The sequence below is a fragment of the Rhizobium sp. 05N49 genome (assembly GCF_056396805.1).
This window is the reverse complement of record NZ_JBFTME010000001.1, coordinates 417,912-443,298: the sequence shown is the minus strand read 5'-3', so window position 1 is coordinate 443,298 and position 25,387 is coordinate 417,912. Positions and strand designations below refer to the sequence as shown.

Sequence of the window (25,387 nt, the reverse complement as noted above, 5' to 3'; positions counted from 1 at the left end):
GAGATTGAATCATGGAATACAGAAATCTGGGCGCATCGGGCTTGAGGGTGCCGGTGCTGAGCTTCGGGGCCGGTACCTTCGGCGGCAGCGGTCCACTCTTCGGTGCCTGGGGCACGACGGATGCGCAGGAGGCGCGACGGATGGTGGATATCTGCCTGGAGGCGGGTGTGATGCTGTTCGACACGGCGGACGTCTATTCGGCCGGTGCTTCAGAGGAGGTGCTGGGGCAGGCGATTTCCGGAAAGCGCGACGCCGTGCTGATCTCGACCAAGACGGCGCTGCCGATGGGCGAGGGGCCGAATGATTGGGGCACCTCGCGGGCGCGGTTGATCCGCGCGACCGAGGATGCGCTGCGCCGGCTCGGCACTGACTATATCGACCTGTTGCAGCTTCATGCCTTCGATGCCTCGACGCCTGTCGAAGAGGTGCTTGCGACGCTCGGTGGGCTCGTGGCTGCCGGCAAGGTTCGCTACATCGGTGTTTCCAATTTCTCCGGCTGGCAGCTGATGAAAGCGCTCGGGCTTTCCGAGCGCAATGGCTACCCGCGCTACGTTGCCCACCAGGTCTATTATTCGCTTGCCGGGCGGGATTACGAGTGGGAATTGATGCCGCTTGCCGCCAATCAGCAGGTCGGCGCCCTGGTCTGGAGCCCGCTCGCCTGGGGGCGGCTGACCGGCAAGATACGTCGCGGCGCGTCTTTGCCCGAGGGAAGCCGCCTGCATCAGACGGCGGAATACGGCCCGCCTGTCGATGACGAAAAGCTCTTCGATATCGTCGACGTACTGGACGCGATTGCCGCCGAGACGGGCAGGACGGTGCCGCAGATCGCCATCAACTGGCTGATCGGCCGGCCGACGGTTTCAAGCGTCATCATCGGCGCACGCAACGAGGACCAGCTTCGCCAAAACCTCGGCGCGGTCGGCTGGAGCCTGACGCCGGAACAGATCGGGCGGCTGGATGCTGTCAGTGCCGTGACACCGCCCTATCCCTATTTCCCCTATTATCGGCAGGAGGGCTTTGCGCGGCTGAACCCGCCTGCGATCCCCACAACAAGGATGGGATGAGATCTTCCCTGAATCTTGGCTGGACAGCCGCTTTGACTTGCCTCATACCCGGCCTGCTACAGATGCTGTAGCAGGCTGTGGAATGCAGGGAGATCAAGGGCATGGCACTGCGCGACGCGAAGGCTGGGATGCGAAACGAGGCGGGTATCGAGGCCGTCACCGGTATCCTGAAACAGCGCTTCGGGGAGCGCTTCCAGACCGGCCAGGCTTTTCGCGCCCAGCATGCGCACACGACCACCTACATTCCCGCCCAGCTGCCCGACGGAGTCCTCTTTGCCGAGACGGCCGACGATGTGAAGACCGCTGTGCGGGCCTGCGCCGATCATAAGGTACCGGTCATCGGATTTGGCACCGGCTCTTCGCTCGAAGGGCAGGTCAACGCGCCGAATGGCGGCATTTCCATTGATTTCAACCGCATGAATCGAGTGCTTGAAGTCAATCCTGAGGATCTCGACTGCACGGTCGAACCGGGCGTCACGCGTGAGGCGCTGAACACCCATCTGCGCGATACCGGCCTGTTCTTCCCGATCGATCCCGGCGCCAATGCCTCGATCGGCGGCATGACCTCGACGCGTGCCTCCGGCACCAATGCCGTGCGCTATGGAACGATGAAGGACAATGTGCTTGCCGTGACGGCAGTGACGGCCTCCGGCGAGGAAATTCGCACGGCGCGCCGCGCCCGCAAGTCGTCGGCGGGTTACGATCTGACGCGGCTCTTCGTCGGGGCGGAAGGTACGCTTGGCATTCTGACCTCGGTGACGCTGCGGCTGCACGGCATTCCGCAGAAGATCGCCGGCGGCGTCTGCGCCTTCCCGAGTGTGAAAGCGGCGTGCGACGCCGTGATCATGACGATCCAGATGGGCATTCCGGTGGCGCGTATCGAGCTTGTCGATGCGCTGCAGATGCGCGCCAGCATTGCCTATGCCAATCTTCCCTATGAGGAGAGCCCGGCGCTCTTCCTCGAATTCCATGGCACGGATGAGACGGTGGCGCTGCAATCGACCGCCTTTGCCGAGATCGCGGCCGAATGCGGCGGCGGTGAATTCAAGTGGACGTCGAGCCAGGAGGAGCGCACGAAGCTCTGGAAGGCGCGTCACGATGCCTATTGGTCGGTGCGGGCGCTGGCGCCCGGGCTTGCCGTACTTTCGACCGATGTTTGTGTTCCGATATCCCGGCTTGCGGATTGCGTTGCCGAAACGCAGGCCGATATCGAGGCAAATGGTTTGCTGGCGCCGATCGTCGGCCATGCGGGCGACGGGAACTTCCATGTGCAGCTTTTGTTCGACGACAAGAGCGCCGCGGACATCGCGACGGCCGAGGAATTCGTCGCCCGGCTGAATGCGCGGGCGCTGGCAATGGACGGGACATGCACCGGCGAACACGGGATCGGGCAGGGGAAAATGGCATTTCTGGAGCAGGAGCTCGGGGGTACGGTGGATCTGATGCGCCAGATCAAGCGCTCGCTCGACCCGGACAATATCCTCAATCCCGGCAAGATTTTTCATCTGGGCTGAAAATGGAACAATCTCATGATCTTGGCCCTTGCTCCCGGCATGAATAGCGCTAGTGTCGGCAACAGAATCCCGAATGGAGAATCCCTGACTTGATAGGCCGGTTCCTCGTCTTTCTAGGAGGAGTGATCGTCGTAGTGCTCTTCGTGGCGCTGCTGGCACCGCTATTCATCGACTGGACGGATTTCCGGAAGAATTTCGAGGATCAGGCAAGCCGCATCATCGGCAAGAAGGTGACGGTGCATGGCACGGTCGATGCCCGGCTGCTGCCGTTTCCCTCCGTGACGCTGCATGACGTGCGCGTCGGCCAGGAGGAAGACGGCACGCCGGTCGTGCAGGTCGAGCAGTTCTCCATGGATGCCGAGCTTGCGCCCTTCCTTTCGGGCGAAGCGCTGATCTTCGACATGCGCGTCGTCAATCCCAAGGTGCAACTGCGGCTCCTGAAGGACGGTTCGCTGGACTGGATGCGCGGCAGCCAGCCGGAAATTCCAGCCAAGACGGTGGTTCTGGAAAATGTCCATGTCAACGGCGGCGAGATCGAGTTCATCGATGATCAATCCGGTCGTTCGCGCCACGTAACCGGGCTGAATGCCGAGATGTCGGCAAAGTCGCTCGCCGGTCCATGGCGCATCGAGGGTGACGGCGCGCTTGACGGCGAGCATGGCAGCTTCTCGATTGCCAGCAACCAGCCGGACGAAAACGGCGTGCTGCGCGTGCGCACCCGACTTGCGCCCGACAAACATCCCGTCAGCATCGATCTCGACGGTGAACTCAAGCTCGTCGACAGCCGGCCGAATTACCAGGGCACGCTCTCGGCCGCGATCGAGAGCAGCGAGGGCAAGACTGAAAAAGGGGAGGCGCCGCCGCGCCTCAAGGGTCGTTTCGAGCTTACCAACGACCGCATCCGCATTCCCGAATACCGCATGGAGGTCGGCTCCACGAGTGACCCCTATGTGATCACCGGCGAGGCGACGCTCGATACCGGAAAGGCGCCGGAATTCCTGCTGACCGCCGATGGCCAGCAGATCGACGTCAACCGTATCGGCAATCAGGGTGCCGCCGGCAAGACCAACCGCGACCCGGCGGTTTCGGCACGTCAGCGATTGAATTCGCTGCTTGAAATTGTCGGCCAGGTGCCGATCCCGCAGGTACCGGGCAAGGCGACCGTGCGCCTGCCGGCGATCGTTGCGGGCGATACGACGATCCGCGACGTGGCTCTGGAACTGGAGCCTGCCGGCAACGGCTGGATGATCGACAGCGCTGTCGGCACGCTGCCCGGCCGCACGCAGGTGGAAGGCAAGGGCAAGCTGACGCTTACGGGCGAACCGTCCTTCAACGGTCAGATGGTGGTTGCCTCCAACCAGCCGACCGGGCTTGCTTCCTGGCTGGCAGGTTCGGTCGATCCGGCGATCCGCCAACTAAGGCAGGCGGGTTTCTCCGCCAATGTCAGCCTGACGCACGATCTGCAGCGTTTCGAGAATCTTGAGATCGCGATCGGTGCCGCGACGCTGAAGGGGCGCCTGGAGCGGCAGGCGACCAACGGCCAGACACCGTCGCTTTCCGTTGCGCTCAACGGTGATTCACTCGATCTCGATGCGCTGAGGGCGCTGACCGGTCTCTTTACCGGCCAGGATGCCGGTGACAACGTGCTCGATCACAGGATCGCCGCGCAGCTCAAGGCCGACAAGTTCACGGCCTTCGGCGTGCAGGCCGATAATGTCGAAACGACTTTCACGCTCGCAGACGGGGCCCTTTCGGTCGATCGGCTGGCGATCAAGAACCTTGCTGGCGCCGAACTGACCGCGACGGGCAAGGCGGAGGGATCGCTGCTCGACTATAAGGGCACCGGCGAGATCACCTTCAAGGCTGCCGATCCCGGCGCCTTCTTCGCCATGCTGCGCGAGCACCTGCCGCATCATCCGGTCATGGACCGGCTGGTGCGCAATGCGGGCTGGTATGGCAATACGGCGCTACGTGGCGCGCTGACGCTCGGCGGCGATGATGGCGATGCGCTGGCGGTGACGCTCGCGGGCGTTTCGAACGGCAGCCGCGTCAATCTCGATTACCGCATGTCCGACCTGCTGGCGCTGACCGGCAACGGCACGACGACGCTGGAGGCAACGCTCGACAATGCCGTGCCGTCGATCCTGTTCGGGCAGGCGGGCCTCGATCCGCTGCCGGTCGATGCCGGCGCCAATGGCCGCATGACGCTGAAGGTGACGGCGACCGACAATGATCCCGCCGACGCCGCGCTGACCTTTGCGACCGACCGGACCTCGTTTACGGCAAACGGCAAGGTCGACGTGCGGCCCGATACTTTCATGAACGGCAAGGTCGCCGTGTCGCTCGAAAGTGCCGATCTCGACCCGTATCTGGTCATGAACGGCATTGCGCTGCCCGAGCTCGGCACCGGGCTGCCTTTCAAGCTGCAGACCAATGCGACCATCGATGCCGACAAGGTGGTGCTGGCCGATCTCAACGGGCATGCGGCCGACAACGAATTTGCCGGTGCGCTGACCTTCGACCGCAAGGCGGCAAAGACGACGGCGAGCGGCGCGCTTGCGCTTTCCACGGCCGATCTCGGCTGGCTCGGGGAGGCCGTGTTCGGGCAGATCAATGATCCCGCCAATGGCCAGCTGACGACGGCAGCCCTTGGCATGCCGCTCTTCCGCGATCTCGACGTCAATCTGAAGCTCACAGCCAAGCAGTTTTGGCCGAGTGTTTTCAACACGGCGGTGAACGATTTCAGCTCGAATGTTGCCTACAAGGGTGATGAGCTGCAGCTCAACGACATTGCGGGCAACTGGGACGGCGGCACACTCTCCGGCAACCTGCTTTTCACCAATGCCAATGGCACGGGCTTCCTGCAGTCGCGACTGGCACTTGCCGATTCCGATCTCGGTGGCGTCATCTGGCCGCGTGACGGCGCACCTGTCGCCAACGGAAAATTCGGCATGTCTCTGGCGCTCGAAGCCTCCGGTAAGACGGTTTCGGAGATTGCGAGCTCGCTGAACGGCTCGGGTGAAATCCGGCTTGGCGAAACGAGCGTTCGCGGGCTGAACCTTGCGATCCTGGCGCCGCTTCTGGCCGCGACCGATCCGATGCAGGACCAGATCAATGCCGGTAAGGTGCATCCGATCGTCGAGACGCTGCTGAACAACGGCGAGGCAAAACTGCCGCCACTCGGTATTCCCTTCAACGTGACCGACGGTACGCTGCGTATCCAGAACGTCAGCGTCRCCAACGATCTGGCGCATCTGAGCGCCGATGCGCAGATCGAGCTGCCGCAGCAGCGTATCAGCGCAACGCTCGGCATCGGTTTCAATCCCGGTGCCGAGGCGCTTTCAGGCGCGGAGCCGGGTATCCGCCTGAACTTCTCCGGCCTGCTGGCCTCGCCCGGCAAGACGATGGATGTGACCGACATTACCAGCTATCTTTCGCTGCGTGCCTTCGAGCGCGAGCGGCGGCGCGTCGAACGCCTGCAGGCCAACGTGCTGGAGAAGCAGCGGCTGCGGCGCGAGGTGGCGCTCTATCGCTTCAATGACGCCCAGCGGGTCGCGGCTGCCGAGATCGAGCGGCAGCGGCAGGCAGAAGAACAGCGGCTGCGGGCTCTGGCGCAGGATGCGGCTCAGCGCAAGGCCGAAGCCGAGGCAAAGGCAGCGGCTGAAGCAGAGGCGCGTGCCAAGGCGGAGGCGGAGGCGAGGGCTGCGTCGGAGGCCGAGGCTGCCCGCCGGACCGAACGACCGTCACCGCCCGGCCAGCTCAATTTCGATCAGCTGCCAGGCGTTCAGGCGCAGTAAAAAGAACGACGGTCAAACACGTCCAATCAGGCATTCGCCGCGGCATTTTTCAGCCAGCACAAGACGTGCAGCCGCAATGCCGAGGAGAGGTTGCTGTCGGGCATGCGGTCATCGTCGATCTCTGATATCAGTGCCGCGAGCGGCATGGAGCGGCTCGCGGCAATCGCCTTCAACTCGGTCCAGAATTCATCTTCCAGCGAAAAACTGGTGCGGTGCCCGTGCAACGTCGCCGAATGTTTGCGGATCATCGGCCCTGCTTCGTCTTGATTGAGAAATTGATTCAGTAAGGAATCGCATCTGCTTGATCGCCCAAGCCTTTCAGACGTCGGCGATCAGGTCTTGTCGTCTTCGATCCGGCCCTGATCGAGCACCTTTTCGGCTTTCTCGTTGAGGGCACGGGTCAATTGCTTTTCAGCTTTGGTACGGCCGTGCGAGATACGGTTCTGCTCTGCCTGCTTCTCCTTTTCGGAGCGAGCCTGCTGCTTGCGGAACTGGCGCAGGTTGACGATTTCGGCGCTCATGCGGTTGCCTCCGTCATGAAAGAAAAAGGGAGGCTTCCGCCTCCCTTGGCATTACTGCTTCTTGCGGAAAGAATCGAGTGAAACGACCGAGCCCGGTTTCTTTTCCTCGCCTTCCACGGCAGGTTTTGCCGCCGCATCCTCGGATTTGGCTGCATCGACAGGATAGGCGGTGATCTCGGCTGCCGGCAGTTCCTCGCCATCGCTCAGCGGCACATCGAACTCCAGCTCGAAATTGACCGAGGGGTCGTAGAAGCCTCTGATGGCATTGAAGGGAATGACGAGCTTTTCCGGCACGTCCGAGAAGGACAGGCCAATCTCGAAGTGGGATTCCGTAATTTTCAGTTCCCAGAACTGGTGCTGGATGACGATGGTCATCTGCTCAGGATATTTGGACTTCAGGTGCTGCGAGATGCGCACGCCGGGAGCACCGGTCAGAAACGTAATGAAGAAGTGATGGTCGCCGGGCAGACGGCCCGTCGTTGCGACTTCGGTCAAGACCTTGCGGATGACACCGCGCAACGCGTCCTGTGCCAGAATGTCGTAGCGGATATGATCCTGCCCCATGCTTTTCCTGTCTTTCGTCGGTTTGGAAGTCTTTTCACGAACTTCTATGGCACGTCCGGCCGCTTTGGGAAAGGCGCAAGCCGATTCATGCACCCATCAGCATACATGATTTCGTCGAAAAAGGGGAGAAGGTGAAGGCTTCTGTTGCCAGGTGCCTTCGGACCCCGCCTTACGGGGCTAACCGTAAGGGCTTAGTTCGGAATTCTCACACCGCCATTAGGCAGCGAGAGCGTATTCCTTAGCGTTGTTGTCGTTTGCAACTACACTTGTGACCCGATAACGGCGGTATCATGCCGAGCAAAAAGTCGATCTTTACACCCTTGTCGATCCTATTTCGCCCCCATCAAAAGCAGTCCTTTTCCCATCAGGGAAGCCGTCTGTTTTTGGTGGAGGCGCCGGGTACCGCCCCCGGGTCCAATAGGCTTATTCCATCGCCCGTTTATCGCCATAGCCGGCCCGAAAGCCGGCACGGGTGATATAGTGTTTTTGTGATCGCAAGGAAAGGGGATACGTCACAAAAGCTTCGTGCTCTCCAGCGATTTTGCTTGGATAATCAGCAACGCGCATTGGTTTGCGGCCGTTTTCCCCTTAAATTAGGCGCAAAAGGAATCGGTGGCGACCATGAAGCAATATCTCGACCTCTTGAGCCATGTGATGGAAAACGGCACCGACCGCGGCGACCGTACGGGTACCGGCACGCGCTCGGTCTTCGGTCACCAGATGCGCTTCGATCTCGATGCCGGCTTTCCGGTGCTGACGACGAAGAAGCTGCACCTGCGCTCGATCATCCACGAGCTCCTGTGGTTCCTCAAGGGCGAGACCAATATCCGCTACCTGCATGAAAACGGCGTCAGCATCTGGGACGAATGGGCCGACGAGAACGGTGATCTCGGGCCGGTCTACGGTGCCCAGTGGCGCTCCTGGCCGGCGCGGGACGGCGGCCATATCGACCAGATCGACAATCTCGTCAAAGGCCTTGTGAAGAATCCGAACTCGCGCCGTCACATCGTCTCGGCCTGGAACCCGGCCGAAGTGGACGAGATGGCGCTGCCGCCTTGCCACTGCCTGTTCCAGTTCTATGTTGCCGACGGCAAGCTTTCCTGCCAGCTCTACCAACGCTCGGCCGATATCTTCCTTGGCGTCCCCTTCAACATCGCTTCCTATGCGCTGCTGACGATGATGGTGGCGCAGGTGACAGGGCTGAAATATGGCGAATTCGTCCATACGCTCGGCGATGCGCATCTCTACCACAACCATTTCGAACAGGCGAAACTGCAGCTGACGCGCCAGCCGAATGCGCTGCCGCGCATGGTGATCAAGCGCGAAGTCAAGGATATATTCGGCTTCGTCTACGAGGATTTCGAGCTCGTCGGCTATGAGGCCGATGCCAGTATCAAGGCGCCGATCGCCGTCTAAAGCGTGTCGCGATCTTTCAGATCGCCTGCTTCAGGTTTCTGTTTCGCATGTCGTGACCGCAGACCGCTTCACAGGTTTGCGTGGTATGCTCCAAGCCGGGAAGGCCGATGTCCGATATCCGCAAGACCATCTTCGTCGCCGTTGCGCGCAACGGCACCATCGGCCGCGACGGTGACATGCCCTGGCGGCTTTCGACAGACCTCAAGCGCTTCAAGGCGATGACGGTGGGCAAGCCTGTCGTGGTCGGCCGCAAGACCTTCGAGAGTTTCGGCGGAAAGCCGCTGCCGGGACGCCAACACGTGGTGATCTCGCGGGATGCCGATATCGACCATCCCGATGTTCATATGGCCCGCTCGCTCGACGAAGCGATCACAATGGCCGAGGCGCTCGCCCGCAAGCAGGGCGAAAACGAAATCTCCATCCTTGGCGGCGGGCAGATCTACGCGCAGGCCATAGCTTTCGTCGATCGCATGTGCATCACGCATGTCGAGGCCGATGTGGATGGCGATACTGTTTTTCCGGCCATCGATGCGGCCGCCTGGGTGGCGACCGAAAGTCTTGATGTTCCGGCAGGGGAGAGGGATACCTATCCCACGCGTTTCGTCGTTTATGAACGTCGAGATGCCTGAAAAGGAACTATTTTCCAATTATATTGACCAAGTTTCTGACGCCGCGTTGAAAGCAGATGCGGTGATACCTATAACGGTCCCATCGCATCCGCCGGTAGCCCCCACGGCGGTCGGATGTGTATGACGTAACGAACAACGAGGTTTTGATGCCCTGGAGCAATCAGAATGGCGGCGGCGGCCCTTGGGGCGGCGGCGGCGGAAATAACAATCAGGGACCATGGGGGCAGGGGCCGAACCGTCCACGCGGCGGTGGCGGCGGCAAGGGCGGTCCGCCCGATCTGGAAGATATCATCCGTCGCGGACAGGATCAGTTGCGCGGCATCGTTCCCGGCGGTTTCAACGGCGGTGTCGTTGCGATCATCGTCGCGGTCATTGCGATCTTCTGGCTTTTCCAATGCATTTACGTCGTCCAGCCGGACGAGCGCGGCGTGGAACTGCGCTTCGGAAAGCCCAAGGAAGAAATTTCCATGCCGGGCCTGCATTTCCACTTCTGGCCGTTCGAAACCGTCGAGATGGTCAAGGTGACGGTGCAGCAGCAGAATATCGGCGCCACCACGGCCGGCTCTTCGAGCGGGCTGATGCTGTCGGGTGACAGGAGCGTCATCAACGTACAGTTTGCCGTCTTCTACACGATCAGCGATCCGAAGGCCTACCTCTTCGGCGTCGAGAATCCAGCCGAGACGCTGCAACAGGTTTCCGACAGCGCCATGCGCGAGATCGTCGGCCGCCGTCCGGCACAGGATGCGTTCCGCAGCAATCGTCAGCCGATCGAGACACAGGTCCTCAACATCGTCCAGGATACGATGAACCGCTACGGCGCGGGCATCACCGTCACCGGTGTGACGATCCAGAACGTGGCGCCGCCGCGTGAAGTCGCCGATGCCTTCGAAGAAGTGCAGCGTGCCGGCCGCGACCGCGACAGCACGATCGAGGACGCCAACCGCTATACGAACCAGAAGCTCGGCCAGGCGCGAGGCGATGCCGCCCGTATCCGCGAAGACGCAGCCGCCTACAAGGATCGCGTCGTCAAGGAAGCCGAAGGTGAGGCCCAGCGCTTTACCGCCATCAATGACGAATATTCGAAAGCTCCCGACGTGACGCGCAAGCGCCTGTTCCTGGAAACGATGGAACAGGTCTTGAAGAACTCCAAGAAGGTCGTGATCGACGACAAGCAGGGCGTCGTGCCCTACCTGCCGCTCAACGAGATCAATCGACCGGCGGCACCGGCACGGCAGGGAGGTTGAACCATGCTATCCAACAGACTTCCCGTAATCCTCATCGGGCTCGCGATCATTCTCGCCATTCTTTATTCGTCGATCTTCGTGGTCAATGCGCGTGAGCAGGCAATCGTCGTCCGCTTCGGTCAGATCCAGTCGGTCAAGAGCGAACCGGGCCTCTATTTCAAGCTGCCCTTCGGCTTCATGGATGCCGATCGGGTACAGTATGTCGAAAAGCGCGCACTCAGGCTCGACCTCGACAATATCCGCGTTCAGGTTCAGGACGGCCAGACCTTCGATGTCGATGCCTTCGTGATCTACAACATCTCGGATGTGCGCCGTTTCCGCGAAACGGTGTCGGGTGATCGTGACGCTGCCGAGGCACGTCTGCGCGCGCAGCTCGATTCCTCGCTTCGCCGCGTCTACGGTCTGCGCGACTACAATGCCGCGCTTTCCGAAGAGCGCGTGGCGATGATGCTCGAAATCCGGGACGATCTGCGCACCGACGCCGAAAATCTCGGCCTGCATATCGACGATGTCCGCATTCGCCGGACCGACCTGTCGCCGGAAGTGGCTCCGAATACCTATAACGCCATGCGCTCCGAGCGTCTGGCCGAGGCCGAGCGTATTCGCGCCGAGGGTAACGAAGAAGGCCAGCGCCGCCGGGCCGTCGCCGACCGTCAGGTCGTCGAGATCACCGCGGATGCCCAGCGTGACTCGGAAATCCTGCGTGGTCAGGGTGACGCGGATCGTAACCGCATCTTCGCAGAGTCCTTCGGCAAGGATCCGGCCTTCTTCGAGTTCTATCGCTCGATGTCGGCCTATTCCACGGCCATGTCCTCGCAGGATACGACGCTGGTTCTGTCGCCGAGCTCGGAGTTCTTCCGCTACTTCGAAAATTCGAACGGCAATCAGCCTGCAGTACCCGGCCAGACGGGTGGCCTTGTGCCGCCGCCGGCCGCGCAGCCTGCGCCTGCTCCGGCGGCGAACTGACGACTTAGAGAATGCAGGATTTCCTGACGGGACTTGCGTTCTTCCTCATCATCGAGGGGCTGGTCTATGCACTGGCCCCTCGTTTTCTTGTCGGGATGGCGAAGCTTCTTCCCAGCATTCCAGAGTGGCAATTGAGAGCCTTCGGCCTGGCAGCGACGGCGCTTGGCGTCGGAGGGGTCTGGCTTTTGCGAGGGTAGGTCACATTCGGAAGGGGATTTCGCGAAAAGGTGATTTCGCCCTCCATCATTCCGCCGTATGCTGGTGCTGTATGTGCGCCTTTACCCCAGCAGAGGAAGCTTGATGGCCCCCACGAATCGCTCGCCCTTCAGACGAACGCTCGCGCTCCTGGCCGGCACCGCCCTTCTGGCAAATGTCGGCGCAAGCGGTGTTGCGCATGCGCAAACCGCTCCCGCACCAGCGACACCTGAACAGGCAGCACCGGCCCCTGCGGCGCCTCAAGCACCAGCGGTTTCTCCTGCTGCGGTCGCACCCGCCGCTCCGCCGGTGCAGATGACGGCGCCGGGCAACGGGCCGGCTTCCGTTGCCGATCTCGCCGAGGGACTGCTCGATGCCGTGGTCAATATTTCGACCTCGCAGAACGTGAAGGATGACGAGGGGGCAGGGCCGGCTCCGCGCGCGCCGGATGGCTCGCCGTTCCAGGAATTCTTCAACGATTTCTTCAATAAGCAGCAGGGCAATCGCGGTCCCAACCACAATGTCAGCTCGCTTGGTTCCGGTTTCGTCATCGATCCCAGCGGCTATATCGTCACCAACAACCACGTGATCGAAGGCGCCGACGACATCGAGGTCAATTTCGCCAACGGCTCCAAGCTCAAGGCCAAGCTGATCGGCACGGATACCAAGACCGATCTTTCGGTGTTGAAGGTCGAGCCGAAGCAGCCGCTGAAATCCGTCAAGTTCGGCGATTCCAGCGTCATGCGCATCGGCGACTGGGTCATGGCGATCGGCAACCCGTTCGGTTTCGGCGGATCGGTCACGGTCGGCATCATTTCGGGCCGCGGCCGCAACATCAATGCCGGCCCCTATGACAATTTCATCCAGACGGATGCGGCGATCAACAAGGGCAATTCGGGCGGTCCGCTCTTCAACATGAAGGGTGAGGTCATCGGCATCAATACGGCGATCATCTCCCCGTCGGGCGGCTCGATCGGTATCGGTTTCTCCGTCCCATCGGAGCTTGCTTCCGGCGTGGTCGATCAGCTTCGTGAATATGGCGAGACGCGCCGCGGCTGGCTCGGCGTACGCATCCAGCCCGTCACCGACGAGGTGGCCGACAGCCTCGGCCTCGACAGCGCCAAGGGCGCTCTGGTTGCCGGGGTCATCAAGGGCGGACCTGTCGACGACGGTTCGATCAAGGCCGGTGATGTGATCCTGAAATTCGACGGCAAGGTCGTCAGCGAGATGCGAGACCTGCCGCGCGTGGTCGCCGAAAGCCCTGTCGGCAAGGAGGTCGATGTCATCGTGCTGCGCGACGGCAAGGAGCAGACCGTGAAGGTGACGCTCGGCCGTCTCGAAGACAGCGACCAGGCTGCTGCTGCCGTCGACAATTCCGGCGATGGCGGCGTCATCAATCCCGATCCCGGCGAAAACAACGATATGGACGAACCGGATCAGGGCGGCGATCAGGGGCAGACCGCGCCGGACGGCCAGGATCCGCATCAGCAGGATCAGGGACAGGATCAGAAAGGCCCAGATCAAAAGGGGCAGGATCAGGCGACACCAGACCAGGTTACGCCAAAGCATGTGCTCGGCCTGTCGCTCTCGCTGCTTAGCCCCGAAACCCGCAAGGCCTTCGGCATCGCCGAAAGCGTCGACGGTGTCGTCGTGACCGAGGTCGCGCCGGGTTCTGCTGCGGCCGAAAAAGGTCTCAAGCCCGGCGACGTGATCGTCGAAGTGGCGCAGGAATTCATGAAGTCGCCGGATGCGGTTGCCACGAAAGTGCAGACGCTGAAGCAGGAAGGCCGGCGCAATGCGCAGATGATGGTCGCCGCTGCCAACGGCGATCTGCGGTTTGTTGCCGTGCCAATGGAGTAGGGGCTGTCGGATACGGTTCCGGAAATCAAAAAGGAGCGGTTAGCCGCTCCTTTTCTGTTTTCAGATGTGGCTCGCAGCGCTCAAGCCGTTACGAAATCCGTCTTGCGGTAGCCTTGGATATAGAGCAGCGCCGTCAGGTCGCCGTGGTTGATCCGCATGCCTGCTTCGGCGGCGACAGCCGGTTTGGCGTGCAGGGCGACGCCGGAGCCGGCCAGATGCAGCATGCCGAGATCGTTGGCGCCGTCGCCGACGGCAATGGCGTCTTCAGGGGAGATGCCGAGACGGGCGGCGATGTCGTTCAGGGCATCGACCTTGGCCTGCTTGCCAAGAATGGGTTCGGCGACGTAGCCGGAGAGGACGCCGCCTTCCTCAAGCAGGATATTGGCGCGGTTTTCGTCGAAGCCGAGGGTCGCGGCGATGCTGCTGGTAAAGACCGTGAAGCCGCCGGAGACGAGGGCGGTGTAATAGCCCTTCGATTTCATGGTGGCGATCAGTTCTGGGCCGCCCGGGGTCAGCGTGATGCGCTTGGCAATGACTTCATCCACCACCGATATCGGCAGGCCCTTCAGGAGCGCGACGCGTTCGCGCAATGCCGGCTCGAAGGCGATCTCGCCGTTCATGGCGCGGGCGGTGATGGCCGCGACCTTGTCCTTGAGGCCGACTTCGGCGGCGAGTTCGTCGATGCATTCCTGGCCGATCATGGTCGAATCCATATCGGCGATCAAAAGCTTCTTGCGGCGGGTTTCCTGTTCCTGGATGACGAGATCGATCGGGTTGCCGGCGATGGCGGCGAGCAGGCTGGCCTCGGCCGCCTGGCCGTCGGAGCCGTCCGCGAGCACGATATCGCAGGCAACACCGCCCGCCAGCCAATAGAGCCCCGATGACTTGACGGCGTCGGCGGCGCGTTCGGCGATCGCAGGCGAAAGTACGGGGTTTGACGGATTGGCAACAAGCGTGGCAACGAGGGCCATGATGGAAAACCTTCTGAGCACTTTGAATGCGATCCTGATAACCGGGCCGACTGCCAGCGGCAAGTCCGCGCTCGCTGTGGAACTGGCCAAACAGCATGGTGGCGTGGTGATAAACGCCGACAGCATGCAGGTCTATGACACGCTACGGGTGCTGACGGCACGGCCTTCGGAAGAAGATATGGAAGGCGTGCCGCACCATCTCTACGGTCATGTGCCGGCGGGGCAGGCCTATTCGACGGGCGCCTGGCTGCGGGATGTGACGGCGCTCTTGCCGCGCATCCGCGCCGAGGGAAAGCTGCCGGTCTTCGTCGGCGGCACGGGGCTCTATTTCAAGGCGCTGACAGGTGGGCTCTCGGAGATGCCTGTCATCCCCGAGGCGATCCGCCAGCGGCTGAGGGGCCGACTGCTGCAGGAGGGGCCGGAAGTGCTCTATGCGGACCTTGCCAAGGCCGATCCTGCCGTCGCTGGAAGCCTCAATCCGCAGGACGGGCAGAGGATCGTGCGGGCGCTTGAAGTCTTCGAGGTGACGGGCCAGTCGATCGCCGAATTCCAGGGGTTGGCGGGGCCAGTCATCGTCGATCCCGAGACGGCGCGCAAGATCGTCGTGCTGCCGGATCGCGCCGTACTGCACCAGCGCATCAATGGCCGTTTCGAGAAGATGCTGGAGCAGGGAGCAGAGGAAGAGGTGAAGGCGCTGCTGGCGCTCGATCTTCCCGCCGAGATGCCTGTCATGAAAGCGATCGGTGTGTCGCAGCTTGCGGGGATGCTGCGCGGTGAGATGAGCCGCCGCGAGGTGATCGAGCGCGGGGCGGCCGCCACGCGGCAATATGCCAAGCGGCAGATGACATGGTTCCGCAACCAGATGGATGAAAGCTGGGAGCGGTTGACATGAAGTGTTCCAGGAATGCGTGAAGTATATCTTGTTCGCCATGCAGAGACGATGCCCGATCCGGAGCGCCCTCCCGCCTCCTGGCAGTTGACCGAGGCTGGCCGTGCCGTGGCTGCATCTCTCAAAGGCCTATTGCCCGAACTGGTCTTCAGCAGCCCCGAAGCAAAGGCAATGCAGACGGCAAGACAGTTGACGCACCTGGAGGTGACGGCTGTTGAGGAGTTTCGCGAGCATCGAGCCGACAAAATGGCGTGGATATCAAGCGACGATTTCGCGATATCGGTCGAGCGCTATTTCAGCGATCGGGAGAACCGGGTCTGGGGCGATTCCCATGCCGAAACGGCAGCGCGATTCAGGGCCGGTCTGAGCCAGATCGCCTCGCTGCTGGACGGAGCGACACAATGCACCGTTGTTTCCCACGGCCGCATTCTCTGCAGCTTCCTCGGGAATCTCTCTGGGACGTCCGGTTACGAATTGTGGAAGCTCCTCACCATGCCAACCGTGATAAAGCTGGCGGTCGCAGACGAGACCATGCGGATCGAGGCGATCTCCTATTTTCACTGAGCGAAGGGCTCAATCCTTATTGTAGAGGCTGCTCAGCGGCTTCTTCAGGATGCTTTCGCGCAGTGACATGCCACCCTCGCGGCGTGGCTGTGACGTCTGTTCGCCGAAGGCCGGCTTCGGCTGCTCGTCGCGGCGCATTTCCCGGCGCAGCGCTTCCAGGCGCGCGTCGATGGAGGTTTGCGGCGAGAGCGGCGGAGGCTCGGGCAGTGGGGCCCGGGTCTGTGGCAGGAGTGCTGGCCGATAGGGCTCGAGCGGCGCCTCGGTTGCCGACGGAGCGGCGTAGGGCTGGGCGGCGTCCTCGTCCTCGAAATCCTCGTCCGGCTCGTAATCCGTCATCGCGGAGCTGTAGCTCTGCTGGAAGGTGGAAATATCGGGGCCCGATGTGATCGCCCGCATGCGGGTAACGATGCGGCGCAGGTCGACGGTGTCCGGGTCTTCCTCGGCATGTTTGCTGGTGGCACTATGGGCCTTCGGCAGCAGGGTTTCATCGACGCGCAGGAAGCGCATGCGCATCGGCACGCGGATCGCCTCGCCGAAGGCGATCGCCTCGCCATTTCCGATCGAGGAGATGAAGCTCGTCGTTGAGATCGAGGAATTGGGAATGGCCGAGCGGATGATTTCCTGGTCGCGGTCGTTGGCAAGGCGCATGGCAAAGAGTGTCGAGCACTGCGACAGGATCGTCTGGTCGAGCTCTCCCGGGCGCTGGGTGATGATGCCGAGCGAGACGCCGTATTTGCGGCCTTCCTYGGCAATGCGGGCAATCGCCTGGCGGGTCGGAACGAAACCGAGGTTCGGATCCGAGGGTATATAGCGGTGCGCCTCTTCGCAGACGACCAGCATATGAATGGCGCCTTCGCTCCAGAGCGCGATTTCGAAGGCCATGCGGCAGAGCACGGACGCGACCGAATTGACGACTTCGGAGGGGATGCCGGCGAGCTGGAAGGTGCAGATCGGCCTGTTGTCGCCGGGGATGCGGAAGATCTGCGCGATGGTCTCCGTGATCGTGTCGCTGATCGTGTTATTGGAGAACATGAAGTGGTAGCGCGGATCGTTGATCGCGGCGATGATGCGCATTTTCAGCGAGCGCAGGAAGGGTTTTTCGGTGCGGCCTTCGAGCCGGCCGATGCGCTCGTCGATGAGAGCAAGCAGGTCGGCGATGCGGTACGGTACCGGCGTATCGGCAGTGATCGAGCTCTTTTCCGTTTGTCGGCGCACCAGCGAACTGTCGCTGCCGCGGAAGGCGCGCTTGGCCTCCGGCAGGATATCGCGCAGCATGTCGAGCTCTTCCGGTACCGGCGGGCGGCCGCGGAAGACCACTTCGGCGAATTCCTCGAGACGCATCAGCCAGAAGGGCAGGTCAAGCGTATCGGTATCGATGGTAACGGCGTGTTTCGGGAAGGCGGCGGCAAATTCGTTGTGCGGATCGAGGATCAGCACGCGCAGCTTCGGATCGGCCTCGATCGCCTTGTGCAGGAGCAGCGAGACGGCAGTCGATTTGCCGACACCGGTCGAGCCGACTACGGCGAAGTGCTTCGACAGCATCGAGGGGACATGGATCGCCGCTTCGATGCTTTCATCCTGTGTCAGGTTGCCGATGACGGCGGTGGCGCCCTTGCCGGCATCATAGATGCGCATCAGGTCCGCGGCGCGGATACGATGGGCGATGGCGCCGAGATGGGGATAACACGAAATGCCGGTCGAGAATTCCTCGCGGCCGTCTTCGTCGACGCGGACCTCGCCGAGCAGTTCCGTCTCGATGCGGAAGACATTGTCCTGGCCTTCGCCCCAGCCCTGGTTGCCAGTATTCATGGAGAAGACGAGGGCGACGACACGATTCCTGCCGACGCTGATCGAAATCAGCCGACCGACGGACCATAGTTCGGTGAGATCGGTGCCACCGGCTTCCGCCACGGCGGCGATGGTGGCGCGCGAACCGCTGCACGCAACGACACGCCCGAGGAAGCGGTTCCCCGGCGTAAGGCTATCGCGGCGATCCTGTTCGCCTGCCTTGCCTGTCGTCATCATGTCGTTGTTCAGCAAAGGGTTACTCCCCGCAGTAAAGGACAGGATATGACCGATCCTTTAATAAATCCTTCAGCCCCAGAATTGGACGGGCTATGGGAGTGGTGATCGGTTGGCCGGCCGCGGATTTTTTATTGCGGAATGCGTTGACGCTGCGAAATTTTCTGTCTATCAATTCCGCCCATGACAATTTCGAACGTTCTTATCGTGGTGGGAAAGCGCATGGGCAGGATGGTGTAACCATCCGGCGGTAGCCACCCATGCGCAAGACGAAGGCTCCTCAGGGGCCTTTTTTTATGCCCGAAATCAGGGCTTCCGGCACGAACCTCAACTCCTCAGCATCAAACGGAACAGATACATGGCGAGCACGGACAATCAAGCGGACAGCAATCGAATGACGGGAGCGGAAATCGTTCTCCGCGCGCTGAAGGATAATGGTGTCGAGCACATCTTCGGCTATCCCGGCGGCGCGGTTCTTCCGATCTATGACGAGATCTTCCAGCAGGAAGAGATCAAGCATATCCTCGTGCGCCATGAGCAGGGTGCCGGCCATGCGGCCGAAGGTTATGCCCGCTCCACCGGCAAGGTCGGCGTCATGCTGGTCACGTCAGGTCCGGGTGCCACAAATGCCGTGACACCGCTGCAGGACGCCTTGATGGATTCGGTTCCGCTCGTCTGCCTCTCCGGCCAGGTTCCCACCTCGCTCATCGGTTCGGACGCCTTCCAGGAATGCGACACCGTCGGCATCACGCGCCCCTGCACCAAGCACAACTGGCTGGTCAAGGATGTCAACGAGCTCGCCGCCGTCATCCATGAAGCCTTCCGCATTGCGCAGTCCGGCCGCCCCGGTCCCGTCGTCGTCGATATTCCGAAGGATGTTCAGTTCGCCACCGGCACCTACACGCCGCCGGCCGATCACGCGATCCAGAAGAGCTACCAGCCGAAGGTTCAGGGCGACATTAACCAGATTCACGCAGCAATCGAGCTGATGGCGAATGCCCGCAGGCCGATCCTCTATACGGGCGGCGGCGTCGTCAATTCCGGCCCGGAAGCATCCCGCATGCTGCGCGAACTGGTCGAGCTGACGGATTTCCCGATCACCTCGACGCTGATGGGCCTCGGCGCCTATCCGGCCTCAGGCAAGAACTGGCTGAAGATGCTCGGCATGCACGGCTCCTACGAAGCCAACATGGCGATGCATGATTGCGACGTCATGGTCTGCATCGGCGCGCGCTTCGACGACCGTATCACCGGCCGGCTGAATGCCTTCTCGCCGAATTCCAAGAAGATCCATATCGACATCGATCCGTCCTCGATCAACAAGAACGTTCGCGTCGACCTCGGCATCCGCGGTGATGTCGGCAGTGTCCTGGAAGACATGATCCGCCTGTGGCGGGCGCTGCCGAAGAAGCCGGAGAAGGGACGCCTGGACGCGTGGTGGGCCGATATCGCCCGCTGGCGCGCGCGCAATTCCTTCGCCTATACCAAGAGCAACGACGTGATCATGCCGCAATATGCGCTGGAACGTCTCTATGAGCTGACCAAGGATCGCGACACCTACATCACGACCGAAGTCGGCCAGCACCAGATGTGGGCAGCCCAGTTCTACGGATTCGAGCAGCCGAACCGCTGGATGACTTCGGGTGGCCTCGGCACGATGGGATACGGCCTGCCGGCAGCCCTCGGCGTCCAGATCGCCCATCCGGAGAGCCTCGTCATCGACATTGCCGGCGATGCCTCGATCCAGATGTGCATCCAGGAAATGTCGGCGGCGATCCAGCACAATGCGCCGATCAAGATCTTCATCATGAACAACCAGTACATGGGCATGGTGCGCCAGTGGCAGCAGCTCTTGCATGGCAACCGCCTGTCCAACTCCTATACGGAAGCGATGCCCGACTTCGTGAAGCTCGCCGAAGCCTATGGTGCGGTCGGCCTGCGCTGCGAAAAGCCTGACGATCTCGATGCGACGATCCAGGAGATGATCGATGTCAAGAAGCCGGTCATCGTCGATTGCCGCGTCGCCAATCTCGCCAATTGCTTCCCGATGATTCCATCGGGCAAGGCCCATAATGAAATGCTGCTGCCGGACGAAGCCACGGACGAGGCGGTCGCCAATGCGATCGACGCCAAGGGCCGTCAGCTAGTATAAAAACAGATAGGTAGGAACCCCAGGATCATGAACGCACACCTTCAACCCACCGGCTCTGCCTATTTCATCTCTCCGGAAACGGCGGCCGTCGAGAACCATACGCTCTCGGTGCTCGTCGATAACGAGCCGGGCGTTCTCGCCCGCGTGATCGGCCTGTTTTCCGGCCGCGGTTACAATATCGAAAGCCTCACGGTTTCCGAGACGGAGCATGCAGCGCATCTGTCGCGCATCACCGTCGTGACCCGCGGCACGCCGCAGGTGCTGGAGCAGATCAAGGCGCAGCTGGAGCGCATCGTGCCCGTTCATCGTGTGGTGGACCTGACGGTGCGTGCCCGTGAACTCGGCCAGGACCGGCCGATCGAACGGGAAGTGGCGCTTCTGAAGTTGATCGGCAGCGGTGAGACCCGCGCCGAGACGCTGCGCCTTGCCGATGCGTTCCACGCCAAGGTGGTGGATGCAACGATCGATCATTTCATCCTGGAGATCACCGGCAAGTCTTCGAAGATCGACCAGTTCATCGCGATCATGAAGCCGCTCGGCCTCATCGAAGTCTGCCGCACCGGCATTGCCGCGATGAACCGCGGCGCTCAGGGCATGTAGGACTACAGCCCGGGCATGTAGAAACTACAGCCCGGGCATGTGGAAACTGCAACACAATAGCAAAACAATTGCGCCGTTGGAGATCAGAGCATTTCCAGCGGCGTTTTTCTTGCCGGTGGCGGGAAGGCGGCATCGAGCGCTTCCCAGTCCTCGTCGGTAATGTCGAGGGAGACGCAGTCGCGGTTTTCGCGGGCGCGCTCGATGTTGGAGGTCTTGGGTATGACGAAGACGCCGTCGCGTTCGAGCACGAAGGCAAGCGCCAGCTGCGCCGGGGTGGCCTGATAGGCCTTGGCGATATGGATCAGGTCCGGATGGTGCAGGATGCGGCCCTGTTCGATCGGCGAATAGGCCATGATGGGGATATTGCGGCTCTGGCACCAGGGCAGGAGATCGTATTCGATACCACGACGGGCGAGATTGTAGAGGACCTGATTGGCGGCGACGTTCTTTCCTCCGGGAACAGACAGCAACTCCTGCATGTCGTCGGTATCGAAATTGGAGACGCCCCAGGCGCGGATCTTGCCCGAAGCCTTCAGCGTTTCGAAGGCCTCGACGGTCTCGGCGAGCGGATAGTTGCCGCGCCAGTGCAGCAGGTAGAGGTCGATGCGGTCGGTGCCGAGGCGGTCGAGGCTATTTTCGCAGGCGGTGATCGTGCCGGTGCGGCTGGCATTCCAGGGATAGACCTTGCTGACGATGAAGGTCTCCTCACGGCGGCCCTTGATTGCCTGTCCGACGATTTCTTCGGCGCCGCCGTCACCATACATTTCGGCGGTATCGATCATCGTCATGCCGAGATCGAGGCCGGCCTTGAGGCTTGCGATTTCTTGCCTCGCGTGGCCGGCATCCTCGCCCATGCCCCAGGTTCCCTGGCCGAGAGCGGGGACTTCGGTGCCATCGGGGAAAGTGATGGTGGGGATCGGGTCGTCCATGGCGGTTCTGGTCCTTTGCGTCTCCGGCAGACTATCAGGTAATCCTGTCACCGTGACAATCATGTTATGGTGACAAGGGTTTAGGGCAGTTATGCTGACCTAAATCCAATAAGTCGGCCACATCATCGACACATGCTTTCCGGGAGGTTTCATGCCGCTGGATACGTTTCTGGCTCTGTTGCTCTTTGCCTTCACGACGTCAATCACGCCGGGGCCGAACAATATGATGCTGTTTGCCTCGGGCGTGAATTTCGGTTTCCGTCGCACCATCCCGCACATGTTCGGCATCGGGGCAGGTTTCCTGTCGCTGCTTCTTGGCGTCGGGCTTGGGCTCGGAGCGCTGCTGCATATGGTGCCGGCGGTCTATACCGCGCTGAAGTTCGCAGGCGGCGCCTATCTCGTCTGGATCGCCTGGAAGATCGGAACGTCACGCTCGCTGGGCGAGGGCACGAGCGGCGTGAAGCCGATGTCCTTCCTCGGTGCCGCGGCCTTCCAGTGGGTCAATCCGAAGGCCTGGGTGATGGCGGTCACGGCCATGGCGACCTATACCAATCCTGAGCTCTATATGATCAGCGTCCTGCTCGTCGGCCTCGCCTTTGCGGCGGTCAACGTGCCTTCCGTGTCCACCTGGGCTGGCTTCGGCTCGGCGCTTCGGGAGTGGTTGTCCGATCCGGTGCGGCTGAAATGGTTCAATATCACCATGGCATTGCTGCTCGTTCTCAGCCTCTGGCCGATGCTAAAATAGCGTCGGCTTCGTGAGCATCAGCCAGAGAATGCCTGTTACCGCGAAGAAAGCCGGGAAGCCGAAAGCGAACCAGACGCGGTAAAGGCTGAAATAGGCCGATGGCAGGGCGGCGCCCGAAGCCGCTGCGGCCCGCGCCAGATTGCGCAGCCGGATCTGGATCCAGACGACCGGCAGCCAGAAGATGCCGGTCACGACATAGAGCAACAGCGAGAGCGCAATCCAGCTTTCCGTCAGGTCCCAGCCGATGATGCGGGCGAGAAGATAGCCTGTGACTGGCTGCAGAATGGCGGCGGTGGCGGTAAAGATCGTGTCGGCGATGACGACGGTGCCGGCGACGTGTGCGATAAGCCCGGGATCACGGGTGCGATGGGCCATCACCATGAAGAAGGCGATGCCGGCGCCGGTGCCGAAGAGCACGGCGGCACCCACGACATGGGCAAGAAGCAGCAATTCGGCGAGCATCAGCGTTCATCCAGGATTGCGAGTGCCGCAAGCGTCAGCAGCAGCGATGGCAGCACCTTGACCAGCGGCCCGAGCGGATCGAGCCAGAGCGCCGGCTCCAGGACAGTGCCGCCTGCGAGATAGGCAAGCGAGACAATGAGCATGCCGGCAAGGGCGCGACGGGCGAAGGGGCGCACGAGAACTGCGGCGCCGAGCGCGATATCGATCAGGCAGGTGATGATTGTCATCGCCCTGGCCGCATCGGCTGGCATGAAGGGCAGGAAATGGGCGCTTGTCTGTTCAGGTGCCAGAAGCGGGATGAGGCCCGATAGCAGCCAGAAGAGCGACAGCCCGGCAATGATGGGCGCCTTCAGGAGATAGAGGCGGGCAAACCACAGGTCCTGAACGCCGGAGGGGTTGGCGGCAAGCGTCTCTGCGGCCGAAAGCGTCGGCAGACCCTGCCGGATGGGGCGGTCCATCCTGACGCCCTCGGACATGACGGTCATGGCGGTGGAGCGCAGCGGCGAGCGCCAGCCGAGATGGCCGGCAAGATCGGCAAGCCATGAGACGGGCCGTGCGAGTGCCGGCGGGATAGAGATAACAGGCGCATCCGGCAGGCCAAGCCAGGAACGATGCAGTTTGACGAGGCTCGTCAGCGTGTGCCGTTCGGTGGCAGCCAGTTCGATGTCGCTGCCGGAGGGAAGCGTGCCTGAAATCGCAGCCGAGACCGCAGAGGCGACATCTTCGGCGGCGACCGTTTCAACCGGGCTGTCGGCATGGATGAGCGGCAGGGCAAACGGGAAGGATGCGAGTGCGCGCAGAAGTGCGGTGCCGCCATGGGCGTTGCGGCCGAGCACGAGGGACGGGCGCAGGATGACGTAAGGCAGGCCGGAGGCTGCGAGCGCGATATCGGCAGCGCGCTTGGTGGCGAGGAAGGGCAAGTCGCTGCCGGCGCCATCCGTTCGGGCGGATATCTGGACGATGAGCGTCACGCCGGCCGGTCGCGCCGCTTGCTGGAGCGCGATCATTGCGCGTTTCTGGGTGGCCGCGAGATTGTCAGAAAGACCGTCCTGGAGGGCGCCGGCACTGTTGACGACCACGTCCTGGCCCTCCAGCACGGAGGCCCAGTCGGCCACATTGGTCATCTTCTCCAGGTCGGCCCTGATCCAGCGGATAGCGGGCTGGCGAACCCGCGCCCGGTCGGGATTGCGGGCTAGCCCGGTCACGGTGCAGCCGTCCGCAAGCAGCCGCGCTGCGATCGCCGAGCCGATGAAGCCTGTGGCACCGAGAATCAGGATGTTCATGATGGGAGACTACCCAAAAACGGCATGTCGGGCAGGGGCGGGCGGTATAACGCCTGCAAGAAATTGTCTGCCTTTCATGCCGGATAGCTCAAGCGATAAGGCGGGGATCGAGTCTCGCCATGGGAATAGCGCATTCGGTGACGATCCGGGCCGCCAGAGACGGGTCAAGCGGCGGCCTGACGTGGAAGAAGGCAAGTTCCAGCGCCAGGCCGATCGCGAAAGGTCGCCTGCTGAGGGGTACGCGATTTCGATCGAGAGCATCGGCCAACTTTGGCCACAGACGGCGAACGTAGGCAACGGGCGTCTCGGCTGGACGGTTCTCATCCGTCAATCGCGGTATTCCGAACTGCGGATGTCCGATTGTTGAGACCACGTAACGAAGCGTTTCCATCGCCATCTCTTGCGAGATCAGGGCTCCGGACCTTCTTGCGGCGCCATACGTCAGGTTTAGCAGGGAATCGTGGCTTTCCAGAAGGAAGGCGTTGGGCAGGTTGCCGGTATAATAGCGGGAGCCGTCCTCGGCTTCCATGGCGATGAGATCAGCGTCGTCGCTGAGATCCCCTGCGGAAGCAATATCAAAGGCAGTGAGGACGCACGAAAAACCGCCAATCGATCCCAGGGCTCCAAACAGATCGATCGGCTGAACATGGCCGTCAGTCGCCATCTCCTGAATCACATGATCCAGCAGGGCGCGTGCAACCAGTCCTGGGCTCTGGACGGCATCTTCGGTCTCCTGCCGGCGCGGATCGACAGAGGCCGAGCTATCGGCAAGGCTCTCCATCTCGTCTCGCGGAGGCGCGGACGGAGGCGCGGGTGATCTGGTGCTGCGGCCGAATGTCGGAAGTTTCATGTGTGCGATGTTGAGATGAAGCCGTTAACGTTTGGTTAGGATCACGGCGAAAAATAAGGAGTTGCTTAATTAGCTCCATCTTCAGTCATCGCCGACGGCATTCATTTGGGACACTTCTTGACGAGAAATGCGCTTGGCGGTCCTCCGATC

General features: G+C 61.8%; 23 protein-coding genes and 1 other RNA gene. 14 read left to right on the top strand and 10 right to left on the bottom strand.

From position 1 onward, the window contains the following. The first annotated feature begins 11 nt into the window (after positions 1–11). The 3 genes from AC1DF8_RS02295 to AC1DF8_RS02285 all read left to right on the top strand — a co-directional run bounded on the left by AC1DF8_RS02295 (position 12) and on the right by AC1DF8_RS02285 (position 6,375). Complete coding sequence (locus tag AC1DF8_RS02295) at positions 12–1,064, top strand: aldo/keto reductase (protein WP_477994879.1); 1,053 nt, start codon at positions 12–14, stop codon at positions 1,062–1,064. Positions 1,065–1,165: 101 nt separating this feature from the next. Then, positions 1,166–2,578: an FAD-binding oxidoreductase gene (locus tag AC1DF8_RS02290; protein ID WP_477994878.1), complete on the top strand. Its 1,413-nt coding sequence runs from the start codon at positions 1,166–1,168 to the stop codon at positions 2,576–2,578. Positions 2,579–2,667: 89 nt separating this feature from the next. Beyond that, a complete protein-coding gene (locus AC1DF8_RS02285) occupies positions 2,668–6,375 on the top strand; it encodes an AsmA family protein (protein ID WP_477994877.1) in 3,708 nt (1,235 codons plus the stop codon). 26 nt (positions 6,376–6,401) lie between these two features. Here AC1DF8_RS02285 and AC1DF8_RS02280 read toward each other — a convergent pair whose 3' ends face one another. The 4 genes from AC1DF8_RS02280 to ssrA all read right to left on the bottom strand — a co-directional run bounded on the left by AC1DF8_RS02280 (position 6,402) and on the right by ssrA (position 7,967). Next, a complete protein-coding gene (locus tag AC1DF8_RS02280) occupies positions 6,402–6,623 on the bottom strand; it encodes a ribbon-helix-helix domain-containing protein (protein ID WP_477994876.1) in 222 nt (73 codons plus the stop codon). Between the two features lie 84 nt (positions 6,624–6,707). Then, complete coding sequence (locus AC1DF8_RS02275; protein ID WP_018115670.1) at positions 6,708–6,896, bottom strand: DUF4169 family protein; 189 nt, start codon at positions 6,894–6,896, stop codon at positions 6,708–6,710. A 51-nt stretch (positions 6,897–6,947) separates the two neighbouring features. Beyond that, positions 6,948–7,460: an SspB family protein gene (locus AC1DF8_RS02270; protein ID WP_018115669.1), complete on the bottom strand. Its 513-nt coding sequence runs from the start codon at positions 7,458–7,460 to the stop codon at positions 6,948–6,950. Positions 7,461–7,590: 130 nt separating this feature from the next. Next, positions 7,591–7,967, bottom strand: a transfer-messenger RNA (tmRNA) gene (gene ssrA, locus AC1DF8_RS02265). A 114-nt stretch (positions 7,968–8,081) separates the two neighbouring features. Here ssrA and AC1DF8_RS02260 point away from each other — a divergent pair. The 6 genes from AC1DF8_RS02260 (at position 8,082) to AC1DF8_RS02235 (ending at position 13,770) form a co-directional block, all read left to right on the top strand. After that, the gene (locus tag AC1DF8_RS02260) at positions 8,082–8,876 is read left to right on the top strand and encodes a thymidylate synthase (RefSeq protein WP_477994875.1); all 795 of its coding nucleotides are present in this window, start codon (positions 8,082–8,084) and stop codon (positions 8,874–8,876) included. Between the two features lie 107 nt (positions 8,877–8,983). Next, positions 8,984–9,505: a dihydrofolate reductase gene (locus AC1DF8_RS02255; RefSeq protein WP_477994874.1), complete on the top strand. Its 522-nt coding sequence runs from the start codon at positions 8,984–8,986 to the stop codon at positions 9,503–9,505. 146 nt (positions 9,506–9,651) lie between these two features. After that, on the top strand, positions 9,652–10,749 hold the full coding sequence (gene hflK / locus AC1DF8_RS02250; protein WP_112969551.1) for an FtsH protease activity modulator HflK: 1,098 nt from the start codon (positions 9,652–9,654) through the stop codon (positions 10,747–10,749). A gap of 3 nt (positions 10,750–10,752) precedes the next feature. Next, positions 10,753–11,715, top strand: coding sequence for a protease modulator HflC (hflC, locus tag AC1DF8_RS02245; RefSeq protein WP_018115665.1), 963 nt, complete (start codon positions 10,753–10,755; stop codon positions 11,713–11,715). Between the two features lie 11 nt (positions 11,716–11,726). After that, positions 11,727–11,912, top strand: coding sequence for a DUF2065 domain-containing protein (locus tag AC1DF8_RS02240; RefSeq protein ID WP_018115664.1), 186 nt, complete (start codon positions 11,727–11,729; stop codon positions 11,910–11,912). Positions 11,913–12,015: 103 nt separating this feature from the next. Continuing rightward, positions 12,016–13,770, top strand: coding sequence for a Do family serine endopeptidase (locus AC1DF8_RS02235; protein ID WP_477994873.1), 1,755 nt, complete (start codon positions 12,016–12,018; stop codon positions 13,768–13,770). 80 nt (positions 13,771–13,850) lie between these two features. Here AC1DF8_RS02235 and serB read toward each other — a convergent pair whose 3' ends face one another. Next, on the bottom strand, positions 13,851–14,741 hold the full coding sequence (gene serB / locus AC1DF8_RS02230) for a phosphoserine phosphatase SerB (RefSeq protein WP_477994872.1): 891 nt from the start codon (positions 14,739–14,741) through the stop codon (positions 13,851–13,853). Between serB and miaA the strand changes: the two genes are divergently transcribed. Both miaA and AC1DF8_RS02220 read left to right on the top strand, forming a co-directional pair. Continuing rightward, a complete protein-coding gene (gene miaA, locus AC1DF8_RS02225; RefSeq protein ID WP_477994871.1) occupies positions 14,740–15,633 on the top strand; it encodes a tRNA (adenosine(37)-N6)-dimethylallyltransferase MiaA in 894 nt (297 codons plus the stop codon). The two genes, serB and miaA, sit on opposite strands and share 2 nt — an antisense overlap. 12 nt (positions 15,634–15,645) lie before the next feature. Next, entirely contained in the window at positions 15,646–16,194 is a 549-nt protein-coding gene (locus AC1DF8_RS02220) for a histidine phosphatase family protein (protein ID WP_477994870.1), read from the top strand. Between the two features lie 9 nt (positions 16,195–16,203). Here the strand turns inward: AC1DF8_RS02220 and AC1DF8_RS02215 are convergent, their stop codons facing one another. Then, on the bottom strand, positions 16,204–18,234 hold the full coding sequence (locus tag AC1DF8_RS02215; protein ID WP_477994869.1) for an ATP-binding protein: 2,031 nt from the start codon (positions 18,232–18,234) through the stop codon (positions 16,204–16,206). Between the two features lie 340 nt (positions 18,235–18,574). Here AC1DF8_RS02215 and AC1DF8_RS02210 point away from each other — a divergent pair, with 340 nt between their 5' ends. Both AC1DF8_RS02210 and ilvN read left to right on the top strand, forming a co-directional pair. Then, entirely contained in the window at positions 18,575–20,368 is a 1,794-nt protein-coding gene (locus AC1DF8_RS02210) for an acetolactate synthase 3 large subunit (protein WP_018115659.1), read from the top strand. 27 nt (positions 20,369–20,395) lie between these two features. Beyond that, positions 20,396–20,968, top strand: coding sequence for an acetolactate synthase small subunit (ilvN, locus tag AC1DF8_RS02205; RefSeq protein WP_018115658.1), 573 nt, complete (start codon positions 20,396–20,398; stop codon positions 20,966–20,968). An 83-nt stretch (positions 20,969–21,051) separates the two neighbouring features. Here ilvN and AC1DF8_RS02200 read toward each other — a convergent pair whose 3' ends face one another. Then, entirely contained in the window at positions 21,052–21,897 is an 846-nt protein-coding gene (locus AC1DF8_RS02200) for an aldo/keto reductase (RefSeq protein WP_112969294.1), read from the bottom strand. Between the two features lie 151 nt (positions 21,898–22,048). Here AC1DF8_RS02200 and AC1DF8_RS02195 point away from each other — a divergent pair, with 151 nt between their 5' ends. Further along, positions 22,049–22,642 carry a LysE family translocator gene (locus tag AC1DF8_RS02195; RefSeq protein WP_018115656.1) on the top strand — a complete coding sequence of 198 codons (594 nt, stop codon included), beginning with the start codon at positions 22,049–22,051 and terminating at the stop codon, positions 22,640–22,642. Here AC1DF8_RS02195 and AC1DF8_RS02190 read toward each other — a convergent pair. The 3 genes from AC1DF8_RS02190 to AC1DF8_RS02180 all read right to left on the bottom strand — a co-directional run bounded on the left by AC1DF8_RS02190 (position 22,634) and on the right by AC1DF8_RS02180 (position 25,168). After that, complete coding sequence (locus AC1DF8_RS02190; protein ID WP_113204775.1) at positions 22,634–23,104, bottom strand: DUF2269 family protein; 471 nt, start codon at positions 23,102–23,104, stop codon at positions 22,634–22,636. The genes AC1DF8_RS02195 and AC1DF8_RS02190 overlap by 9 nt on opposite strands. Then, positions 23,104–24,387 (bottom strand): SDR family oxidoreductase, encoded by a 1,284-nt coding sequence (locus AC1DF8_RS02185; protein ID WP_477994868.1) that lies wholly within the window; start codon positions 24,385–24,387, stop codon positions 23,104–23,106. Before AC1DF8_RS02185 ends, AC1DF8_RS02190 begins: the two co-directional genes overlap by 1 nt. Before the next feature lie 88 nt (positions 24,388–24,475). Then, entirely contained in the window at positions 24,476–25,168 is a 693-nt protein-coding gene (locus AC1DF8_RS02180) for a hypothetical protein (protein WP_477994867.1), read from the bottom strand. Positions 25,169–25,387 lie beyond the last annotated feature (219 nt).